Below are 15,216 nucleotides of genomic sequence, written 5' to 3'. Positions count from 1 at the left end.
CGTGGCAGAGGCGGAGCGCATCATCGGTATGCCGGACATCCCGGACGACAGGGACGAGAAGGCGGCGGTGGCCGGAGCGCCCGGCGTCTCCGGGGCGTCCGGGGCGGCCGCGGCCGAGCGGCCCCGGGGCAGGCGCCGGATCGCCGTGCTGTTCGCGGTGGCCGCCTTCGCGTACGCCCTCGACCTCATCAGCAAGATGATCGTGGTCGCGAAGCTGGAGCACCACGCGCCGATCGAGATCGTCGGGGACTGGCTGGAGCTCAACGCCCTCCGCAACCCCGGTGCGGCCTTCGGCTTCGGACAGGCCTTCACGATCATCTTCACGGTGATCGCGGCGGCCGTGATCGTGGTGATCGTCCGCCTGGCCCGCAAGCTCTACAGCCTGCCCTGGGCGATCGCCCTCGGTCTGCTGCTCGGCGGCGCCCTGGGCAACCTCACCGACCGGATCTTCCGCTGGCCGGGGATCTTCAGGGGCGAGGTCGTCGACTTCATCGCGCCCAAGGGCTTCGCGGTCTTCAACCTGGCCGACTCGGCGATCGTCTGCGGCGGCATCCTGATCGTGCTGCTGTCCTTCCGCGGTCTGGACCCGGACGGCACCGTCCACAAGGACTGAGGCAGCGGGGCTCTCGTACGGGGCTGTCTCACCCGTCCGGCATACTCGACGGGTGAGCACGATTCCCGAGATCCGTACCCTGCCCGTGCCCGACGGCCTGGAGGGCGAGCGCGTCGACGCCGCCATCTCCCGCATGTTCGGCTTCTCCCGTACGAAGGCGGCCGAGCTGGCCGCAGCAGGCAAGGTGCAGGTCGACGGCACGGTGGTCGGCAAGTCCGAGCGAGTGCGCGGCGGCGCCTGGCTGGAGGTAGAGATGCCGGGGGCGCCCGCCCCGGTGCAGGTGGTGGCCGAGCCGGTCGAGGGCATGGAGATCGTGCACGACGACGACGACGTGGTCGTGATCGTCAAGCCGGTCGGCGTGGCCGCGCACCCGTCACCGGGCTGGACCGGCCCGACCGTGATCGGCGGCCTGGCCGCCGCGGGCTACCGGATCTCGACCTCGGGCGCCGCCGAGCGCCAGGGCATCGTGCACCGCCTCGACGTCGGTACGTCGGGCCTGATGGTGGTCGCCAAGTCGGAGTACGCGTACACGTCGCTCAAGCGCCAGTTCAAGGAGCGCACGGTCGACAAGCGCTACCACACGCTCGTCCAGGGCCACCCCGACCCGACCAGCGGCACGATCGACGCGCCCATCGGCCGCCACCCCAACCACGACTACAAGTGGGCGGTCACGGCCGACGGCAAGCCCTCGGTCACCCACTACGACCTCATCGAGGCCTTCCGCGCCGCCTCGCTGCTCGACGTGAAGCTGGAGACGGGCCGCACCCACCAGATCCGCGTCCACATGGCCGCCCACCGCCACCCGTGCGTCGGCGACCTGACCTACGGCGCCGACCCGACCCTCGCCAAGCGCCTCCGCCTCACCCGCCAGTGGCTGCACGCGGTGCGGCTCGGCTTCGAGCACCCCGGGGACGGGCAGTGGGTCGAGTTCGAGTGCGAGTACCCCGAGGACCTTCAGCAGGCCCTGGACCAGGTCCGCGAGGAGACCTGGGCATGAGCGACGCCCACACCGTGCGGATTGCCGAGGACCCCGCCGACCGCGAGGCGTGCTTCGCGGTGCGCAAGGAGGTCTTCGTCGTCGAGCAGGGCGTCCCGCAGGACATCGAGTACGACGAGTACGACGCCGTGGCCGTGCATGTGCTGGCCGTCCGGGAGGACGGCGTACCGCTCGGCACCGGGCGGCTGCTGTTCGGTGAGGCGGCCGCCTCGAAGACCGGCGGCGACCCGTCGGTGGGCTCGCTGGGGCGGCTCGCCGTCGCGCGGGAGGCGCGCGGGCTCGGTGTCGGCGTCGCGCTCGTACGGGCCATCGAGGAGGCGGCACGCGCGCGTGGGCTGACTGCGGTGGACCTGCACGCCCAGACGCACGCGCTGGCCTTCTACGAGCGGCTGGGGTACGAGGCGTACGGCCCGGAGTACCCGGAGGCGGGGATCCCGCACCGGGCGATGCGGCGCGCTCTGTAGCGGCCGGGTCCGCCGACAGGCCGGTGGGAAGGGGGCCGTGGCAGGCTTGAGGCCTGCCGTGTCATCGTCGACTCCCGGAGCGTCGGCCGTGGATCAGTTGGCGCTGTTGTTCGTGCTGCTGCTGGGGGCCCTGGTGAGCGTCCCGGTGGGGGACCGGCTCGGGGTGCCCGCACCGGTGCTGATGACACTGCTCGGGATCGCCCTCGCGGTGGCGGCCTTCGTGCCGAACGTGAACTTCCCGCCCGAGCTGATCCTGCCGTTGCTGCTGCCGCCGCTGCTCTACGCGGCGGTGAGACGGACCTCGTGGCGGCAGTTCGCGGCCAACAAGCGGCCGATCTTCCTGCTGGCCGTGGCCCTCGTGTTCGTCACCACGGCGTGCGTGGCCGCGGTCGCCGGCGCGATCGTGCCGGGGCTGCCGATCGCCGCCGCCCTGGCGCTGGGCGCGCTGGTCGCCCCGCCCGACCCGGTCGCCGCGACCGCCGTCGCCGGGCAGCTCGGGCTGCCACGCAGGCTGGTGTCGATCCTGGAGGGCGAAGGCCTGTTCAACGACGTCACGGCGATCGTGCTGTACCACGTGGCGATCGCCGCCGTCGTCAGCGGCACCTTCTCGCCGTGGCGGGCCGGTCTCGACCTCGTGCTGTCCGCGGTGGTCGCGGTGGCCGTGGGGCTCGCAATGGGCTGGGGCTCGAACAAGTTGCTCGACCTGCTCGGGGACCCGACCCTGCAGATCGGTCTGACGCTGCTGGTGCCGTACGCGTCGTACGTGCTCGCCGAGCAGCTGCACGGGTCCGGGGTGCTCGCCGTGCTCACCACGGCCCTGTTCCTCGCCGAGTACGCCCTGGGCGCCGACGACGTGATGACACGGCTCGCCGGGCACACTTTCTGGGACATCGTGGACACGCTCGTCACGGGCGTCGCCTTCGGGCTGATCGGCCTCGAACTGCACAGCGCGATCCGGACGGCGTCCGGGCGGTGGGGCGAGATGCTCGGCCGGGCGGCCACGATCGTGGCCGTGGTGGTCCTCGTACGGCTGCTGTGGCTGCTCCCCGCCACCTGGCTGACCAAGCGGCTGCACGCCATGCGGGACTACGACGAGGACATCCCGATGAGCTGGCGCGAGACCGTCGTCATGTGGTGGTCGGGGATGCGCGGGGTGGCCTCGGTGGCACTGGCGCTGGCCATTCCGCTGAAGACCGACGACGGGTCCCCCTTCCCCGACCGGGACGAGATCGTGTTCATCGCGTTCGGGGTGATCATGGGGACGCTGGTGCTGCAGGGGCTGACCCTGCCGTGGCTGGTGAAGCGGCTGGGGGTGCGGGCCGACAACGAGCGGGAGAAGGAGTTCGAGAAGCAGCTGGCCGTGCGGGCGGCGAAGGCGGCGAAGCGCAGGCTCCGGGAGATCGAGCAGGTCGAGGACCTGCCGGAGGAACTGTCCGAGCAGATGCTGCGGCGGGCCTTCGACATCGGGGTGCGGATCAGTCCGGACATCGGGGAGGAGGAGCGGCGGGAGGCGCATCAGCAGCGGGTCCGGCGGCTGAAACGGGTGCGGCGGATCCAGGGGGAGATGCTCAGCGCGGCTCGGCACGAGGTGCTGGCGGCGCGGAGCGAGCCGGGTGCGGACCCGGAGATCGTGGACCGGGTGCTGCGGCATCTGGACGAGCGGAGCCTCCGCTGAGGCCGCGCTGCGCGACGGTGCGACGGTGCTCACGTGCACTGCGCAATGGCGGTCATACAAACGTATGGCGGCTGTGGATATCCGGAGGCCGGGTCGTCGCCCCGCTCGTACGCTCGGATCATGGCTCGCAACATTGTGATCAGTGGTGGTGGTACGGGCATCGGGCTCGCGACGGCGCAGGTCTTCGCGGCGGACGGGGACCGGGTGCTGCTGCTCGGGCGGCGCGCGCACGTGCTGGAGAAGGCCGGGGTGCCAGGGGCGCTCACCTGTGCCGCCGACCTCCGCGACCCGGCGGACGTGCGGCGCGTGGCCCGGTTCGTCGCCGAGGAGCTGGGCACCGTGGACGTGCTCGTCCACAGCGCCGGAGGCAACGGGGGACTGGAGCCCGGGAGCGGGCCCGAAGATCCGCTCGACGCCGTCGCGCACGACTGGACCGTCAACTTCCGTCTCAACACCCTCACGGCCGTACTGCTCACGGAGGCGCTCAAGCAGCGGCTCGCGGAGCCGGGCGGCAGGGTGCTGTTCCTGAGCTCCATAGCCGCGTTCCGGGGCTCCGGCAGCGGGGCCTACGCGGCCTCCAAGGCCGCCCTCCACCCGTACGCGCACGACCTGGCCCGGCAGCTGGGCCCGCGCGGCATCACGGTGAACGTGGTGGCGCCGGGGTACATCGAGGACACCGACTTCTTCGGCGGACCGATCGAGGAGGCGCGGCGGGACGGGCTCGTCGCGGAGACGTCCACCGGCCGGGCCGGCGAACCCGGGGACGTCGCCGCCACCCTGCACTGGCTGGCCTCCCCGGGCGCCGGGCACATCACCTCGCAGATCATCCAGGTCAACGGGGGTGCCGAGCGGGGCCACTGAGCGCCGGTCTCACCCCCGGCCGGTGCGCGGCGGCTCGTGCACGCGGTGTGCCGCGCCGTCGGGGGACGGGATCCCGCCCGGCGGCAGGACCGCGTCGGCGGTGTTGACCCGGGGCAGCGCGTACGGATGCTCCGCGCACAGCCAGCGGATCATCTGCTCGCGGACCGTGACCCGTACCTTCCACACGTCGTCCGCGTCCTTGGCGGTCACCAGCGCGCGTACCTGCAGGGTGTTCGGCGTGGAGTCGGTGACCGCGAGCCCGTGGTCACGGCCGTCCCAGGCGGGGGACTCGCGCAGGATGTCCCGGAGCTTCTCGCGCATCGCCTCGACGGGGGCCGAGTGGTCGAGGTGCCAGTAGACGATGCCGGTCATCTGCGGGGTGCCGCGCGACCAGTTCTCGAAGGGTTTGGAGGTGAAGTACGACACCGGCATGGTGATCCGGCGCTCGTCCCAGGTGCGTACGGTCAGGAAGGTCAGCGTGATCTCCTCGACGGTGCCCCACTCGCCGTCCACCACCACGGTGTCGCCGAGCCGCACCATGTCGCCGAAGGCGATCTGGAGCCCGGCGAACAGGTTGGCGAGCGTGGACTGGGCGGCGACACCGGCGACGATGCCCAGGATGCCGGCGGAGGCCAGCAGCGAGGCACCGGCCGCGCGCATCGCGGGGAACGTCAGCAGCATCGCGGCCACGGCGACCACACCGACGATCGCCGAGACCACACGCATGATCAGCGACACCTGGGTGCGGACCCGGCGGAGCCGGGCCGGGTCGCGGTGCGCGCGGGCGTAGCGGCTGTAGGAGGTCTCGACGACGGCCGCCGCGATGCGGACCACCAGCCAGGCCGCCGACCCGATCAGCACCAGAGTCAGTGCCCGGCCGATGCCGACGCGGTGCTCCTCCAGGAGCTTCGCCTGGCCGTAGGAGCCTCTGAGCAGGGCCGCGCACAGCACCAGCTGGTAGGGGACGCGGGCCCGGCGCAGCAGGCCCCACAGCGGCGTCTCGCTGTGCCGTTCGTCGGCCTTGCGCAGCAGCAGATCCGTGGCCCACCCGATCAGCAGGGTCAGGACGACGGCGCCGCCGACCACGATCAGGGGGCGCAGTACGTTCTCCATGCTCCGAACGTAACCGGCACCGGGCGGTCATGAACATGTGTGTTCCGGCGCGGGACGGGTACGGCCGACGTCCGCGGTCCGGCGCCGGCGCTGTCGTACCGGGCTGGCACCATGGCCCCATGAACATCATGCTTTTTCACTCGACCTATGGCCTCAGGCCCGCGGTGCGCGCGGCGGCGGACCGCCTGCGGGCGGCGGGGCACGAGGTGTGGACGCCGGACCTCTTCGAGGGGCGCACGTTCGAGACGGTCGAGGAGGGCATGGCGTTCAACGAGGAGATCGGCAAGGACGAGCTGCTGAAGCGGGCCGTCCTGGCGGCCGCGCCCTACTCGGAGCGCGGGCTCGTGTACGCCGGGTTCTCCCTGGGCGCCTCCGTCGCGCAGACCCTGGCCCTCGGCGACGACAAGGCGCGGGGACTGCTGCTCCTGCACGGCACGTCGGACATCGCGCCGAACGCCTCGGTGGACGACCTGCCGGTCCAGCTGCACGTGGCCGAGCCGGACCCGTTCGAGACGGACGACTGGCTGAGCGCCTGGTACCTGCAGCTGGGCAGGGCGGGCGCCGACGTGGAGGTCTACAGATACGCCGGGGCGGGCCACCTCTACACCGACCCCGGCCTCCCGGACTACGACGAGGAGGCGGCCGAGGCCACCTGGCGGGTGGCGCTCGGCTTCCTCGAATCGCTCTAGCGGGTCGCTACACCGGGTCGTAGGTGCGCTCGACCTTCTGCGTGCCGGTGCGCGTGCGGTACGAACGCGACCAGGACGAGGTGGCGTTCGCGTCCGTGCGGTCGGACAGGACGTAGTAGTCCATCTGCGCGCGGTCGGCGGTGATGTCCAGGACGCCGTAGCCGTGGCGGTCGGTGTCGACCCAGTGGACGTGCCGGTTGGCGGCGCGGATGAGCGGCGAGGCGACCGCGGTGAGGGTGCCCTCGGGGACCTTGACGATGTCGTCGAGGTTGTCCGAGGTGACCGAGGTGACCACGAACTCCGTGGCGGCCGAGGCCGAGAGCGGGTAGGTACCCGCGTCCACCGGCACGTCGTTGGCCCACGCCATGTGGATGTCACCGGTCAGGAAGACGGTGTTGCCGATGGCGTTGGAGCGCAGGTGGGCCAGCAGTTCGCGGCGGTCGTCGGTGTAGCCGTCCCACTGGTCGGTGTTGGCGGCGATGCCCTCCTGCGGCAGCCCGAGCAGCTTGGCGAGCGGCTTGAACAGGTCGGCGGAGAGGGAGCCGAAGGAGAACGGCGAGATCATCACCGAGTTGCCGACCAGCCGCCAGGTGGTGTCGGAGGCCTTCAACCCGGCCTTCAGCCAGTCGAGTTGCGCGCGCCCGGTGATGGTGCGGTCCGGGTCGTCGACCGAGCCGTTGCCGACCTTGACCTGCTGGGAGCGGAAGGACCTCAGGTCCAGCAGCGAGAGATCGGCGAGCTTGCCGAAGCGCAGCCGGCGGTAGGTGGTGCCGGCGATCGCCGGGCGGACCGGCATCCACTCGAAGTAGGCCTGCTTGGCGGCCGCCTGACGGTTGCTCCAGGCGCCCTCGGCGCCCTCGGTGTGGTTCTCGGCACCGCCGGACCAGGAGTCGTTGGCGAACTCGTGGTCGTCCCAGATCGCGATGACGGGTGCCTTGGTGTGCAGGGTCTGCAGGTCCGGGTCGGTCTTGTACTTGCCGTGCCGGGTGCGGTAGTCGGCGAGCGTGAGGATCTCGTGGGTGGGCGCGTGCTGCCTTACGACGGTGCCGCGGGTGCCGTACTCGCCGGTGCCGTACTCGTAGATGTAGTCGCCGAGGTGCAGCCAGGCGTCGAGGTCGCCCCGGGCCGCGAGGTGGCGGTAGGAGGAGAAGTAGCCCGCCTCCCAGTTGGCGCAGGAGACCACGCCGAAGCGCAGGCCCGACACGGCCGCGTCCGCCGCCGGCGCGGTGCGGGTGCGCGCCACCGGGGAGTCGGTGCCGCCCGCCGAGAAGCGGAACCAGTAGTCGGTGGCCGGGGCCAGGCCGCGTATGTCGGCCTTGACGGTGTGGTCGGAGGCGGCCGTGGCGGTCGTGGAGCCCTTGGAGACTATGTTCGTCAGCGCCTTGTCCGTGGCGACGACCCAGCTCACCTCGGTGTCCGGGCCGAGCCCGGAGCCGGGTACCGCCTCGGCGGTGGGGGTCACGCGGGTCCACAGCAGGACGCCGTCGGGCAGCGGGTCACCGGAGGCGACGCCGTGCAGGAAGGCGGGGGCCTGGTCGGCGGCGCGGGCGGGCAGCGCGGCGGCGAGCGGGCCGGCCAGAACAGCGGTCGCCGCCGCGGCCTTGACGACCGTACGGCGGCGGGGCGAGAGGGAGTTGGTGCCCTCGGAGGATCGGTATCGACTGGTCACGACCGATCAGGTTACTGATCGGTATGAACGGGAGCGGGCGAACTCGTAAAGTTCGCCCGCTCTTCATTCGGCGGTAGGTCTCTGACCGGCTGTCAGACCTTGAGGGCCGCGTCCACCAAGGAGTTGAAGTCGGCCACCGACATCGGCGGGTTGCCGTCGGAGGTGGTGAGCTGCTTGCCGTTCATCACGAAGCTCGGGGTGCCCGTCACGCCGTCCTTGTTGGTGTCCCAGGTCTTCGACATGGCAAGGGCCCAGGCGTCGTAGGTGCCCTTCTTCACCGCGGTCTGGAACGCGGTGTTGTTCTTCAGGGCGGAGACGGTGTTCGCGACCTTGATGAGGTAGTCGTCGTTCTTGAACTTGTCGTCCGTCTCCTCCGGGTGCCACTGCTTCGAGTACAGCGCCGTCTTGTACTCGAGGAACGCCTCCGGGCTGACGTTCAGTGCGGCGCCCATCGCGCTCATCGCGTTCTTGGAGCCCTCGCCGCGCGAGCCGATCTTGCCTTTGCCCAGCGAGTCGCCGTCGAGGAACGTGCCGCCGATGTACTGGACCTTGAACTTGCCGTCGTCTATGTCCTTCTTCACCGTCGAACCGACGGTCTGCTCGAACGAGGCGCACACCGGGCAGCGCGGGTCCTCGTAGACCTTGAGGGTCTTCTTCGCCGTGTCCTTGCCGAAGACGACCGTGGTGCCGTCGCTGCCCGTGGTGTTGGCCGGAGCGACGACCTTGGCGTCCTTCAGGCCCTCCCAGTAGCTGGGCTTGTTGGCCTGGACGACGGCGTAGCCTATGCCGCCCGCGGCGGCCAGTACGGCCACCACCGAGCAGGCCACGATGACCTGCCGCTTGACCTTGGCGCGCTTGGCCTGCTTCTCGCGCTCCAGGCGCAGCCGCTCTCGCGCCGCGTTCTTTGCATCCTGGCTGTTCCGCTTGCTCATGTTGGTTATCTCCGTGTGGGACGCGCACATGCCGTACGCGGGATACGTGTGGGGGACTGGTCGTGCTCAGACGCGGGCGAGCGCCCAGGAGCACGGCGGTCCACGCCGTCCCAGGGAGTGCACGAGGATCAGGTCGCGGGCGGTGGCCGTGCGCGGCGCGGGGCGGGGCAGCCGGCGTACCGGAGCCAGCCGTACCGCCACCGCGGCCACCGCCACCAGCAGTGGGCGGAACGTGGTCGCGGCCATCGCGCGCAGCAGCTGGGTCAGCGCCCGCTCGCCGCGGCGCAGCCAGGCGGCCGCGAGGAGGCCGACGCCGACGTGCGCGGCGAGCAGTAGCCAGGCGGCGGCCGGGTCGGCGTGCGCGAGCAGCGCGGAGGGGTGGCCGGAGCCGTCGGTCACCTGGGCCAGCGGGGTGCCGACGGCACCGCCGCGGCACAGCACGTCCAGGCCGACCGCGCGCAGCGGCCCGGCGATCGGGCCGCCCGCCCTGCCGTAGCAGGCATGCTGGCCGGTGGTGAACACCGTGTCGGCGGCCAGTTCCAGCGGGATCAGCAGCGCCGCGATGAGGCCGAAGCCGCGCTCGCGGCCCGCCAGCGCGTACGCGGTGGCGTAGACGCCGGCGGCGACCGCGGCCACCGTCGTGAACGGCAGCGGCGCCCGGGACAGCAGAACGTGCGACGCGGTGCTGAGCGTCACGACGAAGGCCGTGAACAGCGCCGCGCGCACGGCTCTGAGCTGGGTCCCGGATGTGTTCATAGCGGGGGAGAGTCTGTCACGTACTCATGTAAGAGACCCCTAAAAGGTCCCTTAAAAGGCCCCTGCGAGTGCTGATGGTTACAGGCCCGGAATCCGGCCGTTGCGGAACAGGTCCACGAAGATCTGGTGGTCGGCACGCGCGCGTGCGCCGTAGCTGTGGGCGAAGTCGGACAGCAGGCCCGCGAAGCCCTCCTCGTCGGCCGCGATGGCCGCGTCGATGGCCCGCTCGGTGGAGAACGGCACCAGGGACTCGCCGGAGGTGTCGTCCGCCGCCGCGTGCATGGTGGCGGTGGCCCGGCCGAGGTCGGCGACGACGGTCGCGATCTCCTCCGGGTCGTCGATGTCGCCCCAGTCCAGGTCCACGGCGTACGGCGAGACCTCGGCGACCAGCTGGCCCGCGCCGTCCAGCTCGGTCCAGCCCAGCCACGGGTCGGCGTGCGCCTGCAGGGCGCGCTGCGAGATCACCGTGCGGTGGCCCTCGTGCTGGAAGTAGTCGCGGATCGCCGGGTCCGTGATGTGCCGGGAGACGGCCGGGGTCTGGGCCTGCTTGATGTAGATCACGACGTCGTTCTCCAACGCGTCGCTGTGGCCCTCCAGGAGGATGTTGTATGACGGCAGGCCGGCCGAGCCGATACCGATGCCGCGGCGGCCCACGACGTCCTTCACCCGGTAGGAGTCCGGGTGGGCCAGGGAGGTCTCCGGCAGCGTCTCCAGGTAGCCGTCGAAGGCGGCGAGCACCTTGTAGCGGGTGGCCGCGTCCAGCTCGATGGAGCCGCCGCCCGGCGCGAAGCGGCGCTCGAAGTCCCGGATCTCGGTCATCGAGTCCAGCAGCTCGAAGCGGGTCAGCGAGCGGGCGTCACGCAGCGCGTCCAGGAGGGGACCCTGCGCGGTGTCCAGGGTGAACGGCGGGACCTCGTCCCTCTTGGCACCGGTGGCCAGCGCGTGGATGCGCTCGCGGTACGCGCCCGCGTACACCTGCACCAGCTCGGTGATCTGCTCGTCGCTGAGTGCCTTCGCGTAGCCGATGAGGGCGACGGAGGCGGCGAAGCGCTTCAGGTCCCAGGTGAAGGGGCCGACGTACGCCTCGTCGAAGTCGTTGACGTTGAAGACCAGGCGGCCGTTGGAGTCCATGTACGTGCCGAAGTTCTCGGCGTGCAGGTCGCCGTGGATCCACACGCGCGAGGTGCGCTCGTCCAGGTACGGCCCGCCGCGCTTCTCGGCGTCGAGGTCGTGGTAGAAGAGGGCCGCCGTGCCCCGGTAGAACGCGAAGGCCGAGGCCGCCATCTTCCGGAACTTCACGCGGAACGCGGCCGGGTCGGCGGCAAGGAGCTGGCCGAAGGCGGTGTCGAAGACGGCGAGGATCTCCTCGCCGCGCTGCTCGTCCTTGAGCTGGGGTACCGACATCGCTGGGTGCCTCCTGGTGCAGGTGATGCGTGACGTATGGGGCGGACGGGATATCCGTCCGGACGGGTCTTCCGACCTGTCCCAACGGACGAAGGTACGCGCGAGTGCCCGGCGTGTGTCAGTGCCGGGGCATAGACTTCGACGCTGTCCCCCAGACTGTCCGCAGCCGGTCGGAAGATCGTCGACGCCTGTTTCCCTCGGAGGCCGAAACCGTGTCCAAGCCGCCCTTCACGCACCTGCACGTCCACACCCAGTACTCGCTGCTGGACGGTGCCGCGCGGCTCAAGGACATGTTCAATGCCTGCAATGAGATGGGCATGACGCACATCGCCATGTCCGACCACGGCAACCTCCACGGGGCGTACGACTTCTTCCACTCCGCGAAGAAGGCCGGAGTCACCCCGATCATCGGGATCGAGGCCTATGTCGCCCCCGAGTCCCGGCGCAACAAGCGCAAGATCCAGTGGGGCCAGCCGCACCAGAAGCGGGACGACGTCTCCGGCTCCGGCGGTTACACCCACAAGACGATCTGGGCGGCCAACAGGACGGGCCTGCACAATCTCTTCCGGCTCTCCTCGGACGCGTACGCCGAGGGCTGGCTGCAGAAGTGGCCCAGGATGGACAAGGAGACCATCGCCCAGTGGTCCGAGGGGCTCATCGCCTCCACCGGCTGCCCCTCCGGCGAACTCCAGACGAGGCTGCGCCTCGGGCAGTACGACGAGGCACTGAAGGCGGCCGCCGACTACCAGGACATCTTCGGCAAGGACCGCTACTTCCTGGAGCTGATGGACCACGGCATCGACATCGAGCACCGCGTCCGCGACGGCCTGCTGGAGATCGGCAAGAAGCTCGGCATCCCGCCGCTGGTCACCAACGACTCCCACTACACGTACGCGCACGAGGCGGGAGCCCACGACGCCCTGCTGTGCATCCAGACCGGCAAGAACCTCTCCGACCCCGACCGCTTCAAGTTCGACGGCACCGGCTACTACCTGAAGTCCACGGACGAGATGTACGCCATCGACTCCTCGGACGCCTGGCAGGAGGGCTGCCGCAACACACTGCTGGTGGCCGAGCAGATCGACACCACCGGGATGTTCGAGGCGAAGAACCTCATGCCCAAGTTCGACATCCCCGAGGGCTACACCGAGGTCACCTGGTTCCAGGAGGAGGTCCGCCGCGGCATGGAGCGCCGCTTCCCCGGCGGCGTCCCGGAGGACCGCCAGAAGCAGGCCGAGTACGAGATGGACGTCATCATCCAGATGGGGTTCCCGGGCTACTTCCTCGTGGTCGCCGACTTCATCATGTGGGCCAAGAAGCAGGGCATCGCGGTCGGCCCGGGGCGTGGTTCCGCGGCCGGTTCGATCGTCGCGTACGCCATGGGCATCACCGACCTCGACCCGATTCCGCACGGCCTGATCTTCGAGCGGTTCCTCAACCCCGAGCGCGTCTCCATGCCCGACGTCGACATCGACTTCGACGAGCGCAGGCGCGTCGAGGTGATCAGGTACGTGACCGAGAAGTACGGCGCCGACAAGGTCGCCATGATCGGCACCTACGGCAAGATCAAGGCGAAGAACGCCATCAAGGACTCCGCGCGCGTGCTGGGCTACCCGTACGCCATGGGCGACCGCCTCACCAAGGCGATGCCCGCCGACGTCCTCGGCAAGGGCATCGACCTGAACGGCATCACGGACCCCTCGCACCCGCGCTACAGCGAGGCGGGCGAGATCCGCTCGATGTACGAGAACGAGCAGGACGTGAAGAAGGTCATCGACACCGCCAAGGGCGTCGAGGGCCTGGTCCGGCAGATGGGCGTGCACGCCGCCGGCGTGATCATGTCCAGCGAGACCATCACCGAGCACGTCCCGGTCTGGGTGAGGCACACCGACGGCGTGACCATCACGCAGTGGGACTACCCGAGCTGCGAGTCGCTCGGCCTGCTGAAGATGGACTTCCTGGGCCTGCGCAACCTCACGATCATGGACGACGCCGTCAAGATGGTGAAGGCCAACAAGGGGGTCGACATCGACCTCCTGGGCCTCCCGCTCGACGATCCGAAGACCTTCGAACTGCTCCAGCGCGGCGACACCCTCGGCGTCTTCCAGTTCGACGGCGGTCCCATGCGCTCGCTGCTGCGCCTGATGAAGCCCGACAACTTCGAAGACATCTCCGCCGTGTCGGCTCTCTACCGTCCGGGCCCGATGGGCATGGACTCGCACACGAACTACGCGCTCCGCAAGAACAAGCTGCAGGAGATCACGCCGATCCACAAGGAGCTCGAGGAGCCCCTCAGGGAGGTCCTGGACGTCACCTACGGTCTGATCGTCTACCAGGAGCAGGTGCAGAAGGCCGCCCAGATCATCGCCGGCTACTCGCTCGGCGAGGCCGACATCCTCCGGCGGGTCATGGGTAAGAAGAAGCCCGACGAACTGGCCAAGAACTTCACCATCTTCCAGGCCGGCGCCCAGAAGAACGGCTACAGCGACGAGGCCATCCAGGCCCTGTGGGACGTGCTGGTCCCCTTCGCCGGCTACGCCTTCAACAAGGCCCACTCGGCCGCGTACGGCCTGGTCTCCTACTGGACCGCGTACCTCAAGGCGAACTACCCCGCCGAGTACATGGCCGGGCTCCTCACCTCCGTCAAGGACGACAAGGACAAGTCGGCGATCTACCTCAACGAGTGCCGCCGCATGGGCATCAAGGTGCTCCCGCCGAACGTCAACGAGTCCGAGTCGAACTTCGCCGCCCAGGGCGACGACGTGATCCTCTTCGGCCTCTCCGCCGTCCGCAACGTCGGTACGAACGTCGTCGAGTCGATCATCAAGAGCCGCAAGGCCAAGGGGAAGTACGCCACCTTCCCGGACTACCTCGACAAGGTCGAGGCGGTGGTCTGCAACAAGCGCACCACGGAATCGCTGATCAAGGCCGGTGCCTTCGACTCGATGGGGCACACGCGCAAGGGGCTCACCGCGCAGTACGAGCCGATGATCGACAACGTGGTGGCGGTCAAGCGCAAGGAGGCCGAGGGCCAGTTCGATCTCTTCGGGGGCATGGAGGAGGAGAGCAGCGAGCCCGGCTTCGGACTCGACGTCACCTTCACCGACGAGGAGTGGGACAAGACCTATCTGCTCGCCCAGGAGCGGGAGATGCTCGGTCTGTACGTCTCCGACCACCCCCTCTTCGGGCTGGAGCACGTGCTGTCCGACAAGGCCGACGCGGGCATCGCCCAGCTCACCGGAGGTGAGCACGCGGACGGCGCGGTCGTGACGATCGGCGGCATCATCTCGGGCCTGCAGCGCAAGATGACCAAGCAGGGCAACGCCTGGGCCATCGCCACGGTGGAGGACCTCGCCGGTTCCATCGAGTGCATGTTCTTCCCGGCGACCTACCAGCTCGTCTCGACCCAACTCGTCGAGGACGCGGTCGTGTTCGTCAAGGGCCGCCTCGACAAGCGCGAGGACGTGCCGAGGCTCGTCGCGATGGAGCTGATGGTCCCGGACCTTTCCAACGCGGGCACCAACGCCCCCGTGATCCTGACCATCCCGGCCACCAGGGTCACCCCGCCCATGGTCAGCCGCCTCGGCGAGATCCTCAGCCACCACAAGGGCGACAGCGAGGTCCGCATCAGGCTCCAGGGCCCGCGCAAGACCACGGTCCTGCGCCTCGACCGGCACCGGGTGAAGCCGGACCCGGCCCTGTTCGGAGACCTGAAGGTGCTGCTCGGCCCGTCCTGCCTGGCGGGTTGAGCGGTCGCCGGGCAGCCGGCACGCCCAGGCGATGACGAGGGGCGTACCCGGCATCGGGTACGCCCCTCGTCAGTACCTGGGCTCAACAGCCCCGGCTTCAGTTGTGGCCGAAGCTCTTCTTCTGCTTACGGGCAACATCCGCAGGGCTGCCCTGGATGTTCGCCGCCGGAGACTCGTGTGCCTCGTTCGACGTCCGCTGGGCCTGCTCGCGGGCCTGTTCGGCCTGCGAGGCGCGGTTCTGCGAGCCACCCTGCTTGCGGTTCTTGTTCTTGGCCATGGTGATCTGCCTCCTGA

Annotated in this window: 13 protein-coding genes; 7 read left to right on the top strand and 6 right to left on the bottom strand. The window is 69.9% G+C overall.

Annotated elements, in window-relative coordinates; all coding sequences use genetic code 11:
• Position 1: 1 nt before the first annotated feature.
• From lspA to ACIPSA_RS01325, 5 genes are all read left to right on the top strand, one after another.
• Positions 2–613: a signal peptidase II gene (gene lspA / locus ACIPSA_RS01345; protein ID WP_402627376.1), complete on the top strand. Its 612-nt coding sequence runs from the start codon at positions 2–4 to the stop codon at positions 611–613.
• A 52-nt stretch (positions 614–665) separates the two neighbouring features.
• Complete coding sequence (locus ACIPSA_RS01340) at positions 666–1,610, top strand: RluA family pseudouridine synthase (protein WP_402627374.1); 945 nt, start codon at positions 666–668, stop codon at positions 1,608–1,610.
• Positions 1,607–2,074, top strand: a complete 468-nt coding sequence (locus ACIPSA_RS01335) for a GNAT family N-acetyltransferase (protein ID WP_402627371.1) — start codon at positions 1,607–1,609, stop codon at positions 2,072–2,074. Before ACIPSA_RS01340 ends, ACIPSA_RS01335 begins: the two co-directional genes overlap by 4 nt.
• A gap of 88 nt (positions 2,075–2,162) precedes the next feature.
• Positions 2,163–3,749: a Na+/H+ antiporter gene (locus tag ACIPSA_RS01330; RefSeq protein WP_402627369.1), complete on the top strand. Its 1,587-nt coding sequence runs from the start codon at positions 2,163–2,165 to the stop codon at positions 3,747–3,749.
• A 120-nt stretch (positions 3,750–3,869) separates the two neighbouring features.
• Positions 3,870–4,610: an SDR family NAD(P)-dependent oxidoreductase gene (locus tag ACIPSA_RS01325; protein ID WP_402627366.1), complete on the top strand. Its 741-nt coding sequence runs from the start codon at positions 3,870–3,872 to the stop codon at positions 4,608–4,610.
• Positions 4,611–4,619: 9 nt separating this feature from the next.
• Here ACIPSA_RS01325 and ACIPSA_RS01320 read toward each other — a convergent pair whose 3' ends face one another.
• Complete coding sequence (locus ACIPSA_RS01320; RefSeq protein WP_402627363.1) at positions 4,620–5,723, bottom strand: mechanosensitive ion channel family protein; 1,104 nt, start codon at positions 5,721–5,723, stop codon at positions 4,620–4,622.
• Between the two features lie 119 nt (positions 5,724–5,842).
• On the opposite strand from ACIPSA_RS01320, the gene ACIPSA_RS01315 reads away from it, so the two are divergent.
• Entirely contained in the window at positions 5,843–6,412 is a 570-nt protein-coding gene (locus tag ACIPSA_RS01315) for a dienelactone hydrolase family protein (protein WP_402627360.1), read from the top strand.
• 7 nt (positions 6,413–6,419) lie between these two features.
• Here the strand turns inward: ACIPSA_RS01315 and ACIPSA_RS01310 are convergent, their stop codons facing one another.
• The 4 genes from ACIPSA_RS01310 to ACIPSA_RS01295 all read right to left on the bottom strand — a co-directional run bounded on the left by ACIPSA_RS01310 (position 6,420) and on the right by ACIPSA_RS01295 (position 11,173).
• Positions 6,420–8,081 carry an alkaline phosphatase D family protein gene (locus ACIPSA_RS01310; protein WP_402627357.1) on the bottom strand — a complete coding sequence of 554 codons (1,662 nt, stop codon included), beginning with the start codon at positions 8,079–8,081 and terminating at the stop codon, positions 6,420–6,422.
• Between the two features lie 92 nt (positions 8,082–8,173).
• The gene (locus ACIPSA_RS01305) at positions 8,174–9,013 is read right to left on the bottom strand and encodes a thioredoxin domain-containing protein (protein ID WP_402627355.1); all 840 of its coding nucleotides are present in this window, start codon (positions 9,011–9,013) and stop codon (positions 8,174–8,176) included.
• A 66-nt stretch (positions 9,014–9,079) separates the two neighbouring features.
• Positions 9,080–9,769, bottom strand: a complete 690-nt coding sequence (locus ACIPSA_RS01300; RefSeq protein ID WP_402627353.1) for a hypothetical protein — start codon at positions 9,767–9,769, stop codon at positions 9,080–9,082.
• Positions 9,770–9,847: 78 nt separating this feature from the next.
• A complete protein-coding gene (locus tag ACIPSA_RS01295; RefSeq protein WP_402627350.1) occupies positions 9,848–11,173 on the bottom strand; it encodes a DUF2252 domain-containing protein in 1,326 nt (441 codons plus the stop codon).
• A 212-nt stretch (positions 11,174–11,385) separates the two neighbouring features.
• Here ACIPSA_RS01295 and dnaE point away from each other — a divergent pair, with 212 nt between their 5' ends.
• Entirely contained in the window at positions 11,386–14,922 is a 3,537-nt protein-coding gene (dnaE, locus tag ACIPSA_RS01290) for a DNA polymerase III subunit alpha (RefSeq protein WP_402627347.1), read from the top strand.
• A 97-nt stretch (positions 14,923–15,019) separates the two neighbouring features.
• Here the strand turns inward: dnaE and ACIPSA_RS01285 are convergent, their stop codons facing one another.
• On the bottom strand, positions 15,020–15,199 hold the full coding sequence (locus tag ACIPSA_RS01285) for a hypothetical protein (protein WP_402627345.1): 180 nt from the start codon (positions 15,197–15,199) through the stop codon (positions 15,020–15,022).
• Positions 15,200–15,216: the final 17 nt, after the last annotated feature.

It is taken from the genome of Streptomyces sp. NPDC086549 (assembly GCF_044746205.1).
GTDB lineage: Bacteria > Actinomycetota > Actinomycetes > Streptomycetales > Streptomycetaceae > Streptomyces.
This window is presented reverse-complemented; position numbering and strand designations above follow the sequence as displayed.

Excerpts from the sequence above, each read along its gene's own strand:
- ACIPSA_RS01300 (WP_402627353.1), bottom strand. The coding sequence starts at position 9,769 with ATGAACACATCCGGGACCCAGCTCAGAGCCGTGCGCGCGGCGCTGTTC.
- ACIPSA_RS01295 (WP_402627350.1), bottom strand. The coding sequence starts at position 11,173 with ATGTCGGTACCCCAGCTCAAGGACGAGCAGCGCGGCGAGGAGATCCTC.
- ACIPSA_RS01285 (WP_402627345.1), bottom strand. The coding sequence starts at position 15,199 with ATGGCCAAGAACAAGAACCGCAAGCAGGGTGGCTCGCAGAACCGCGCC.
- ACIPSA_RS01320 (WP_402627363.1), bottom strand. The coding sequence starts at position 5,723 with ATGGAGAACGTACTGCGCCCCCTGATCGTGGTCGGCGGCGCCGTCGTC.
- ACIPSA_RS01315 (WP_402627360.1), top strand. The coding sequence starts at position 5,843 with ATGAACATCATGCTTTTTCACTCGACCTATGGCCTCAGGCCCGCGGTG.
- ACIPSA_RS01335 (WP_402627371.1), top strand. The coding sequence starts at position 1,607 with ATGAGCGACGCCCACACCGTGCGGATTGCCGAGGACCCCGCCGACCGC.
- ACIPSA_RS01325 (WP_402627366.1), top strand. The coding sequence starts at position 3,870 with ATGGCTCGCAACATTGTGATCAGTGGTGGTGGTACGGGCATCGGGCTC.
- ACIPSA_RS01305 (WP_402627355.1), bottom strand. The coding sequence starts at position 9,013 with ATGAGCAAGCGGAACAGCCAGGATGCAAAGAACGCGGCGCGAGAGCGG.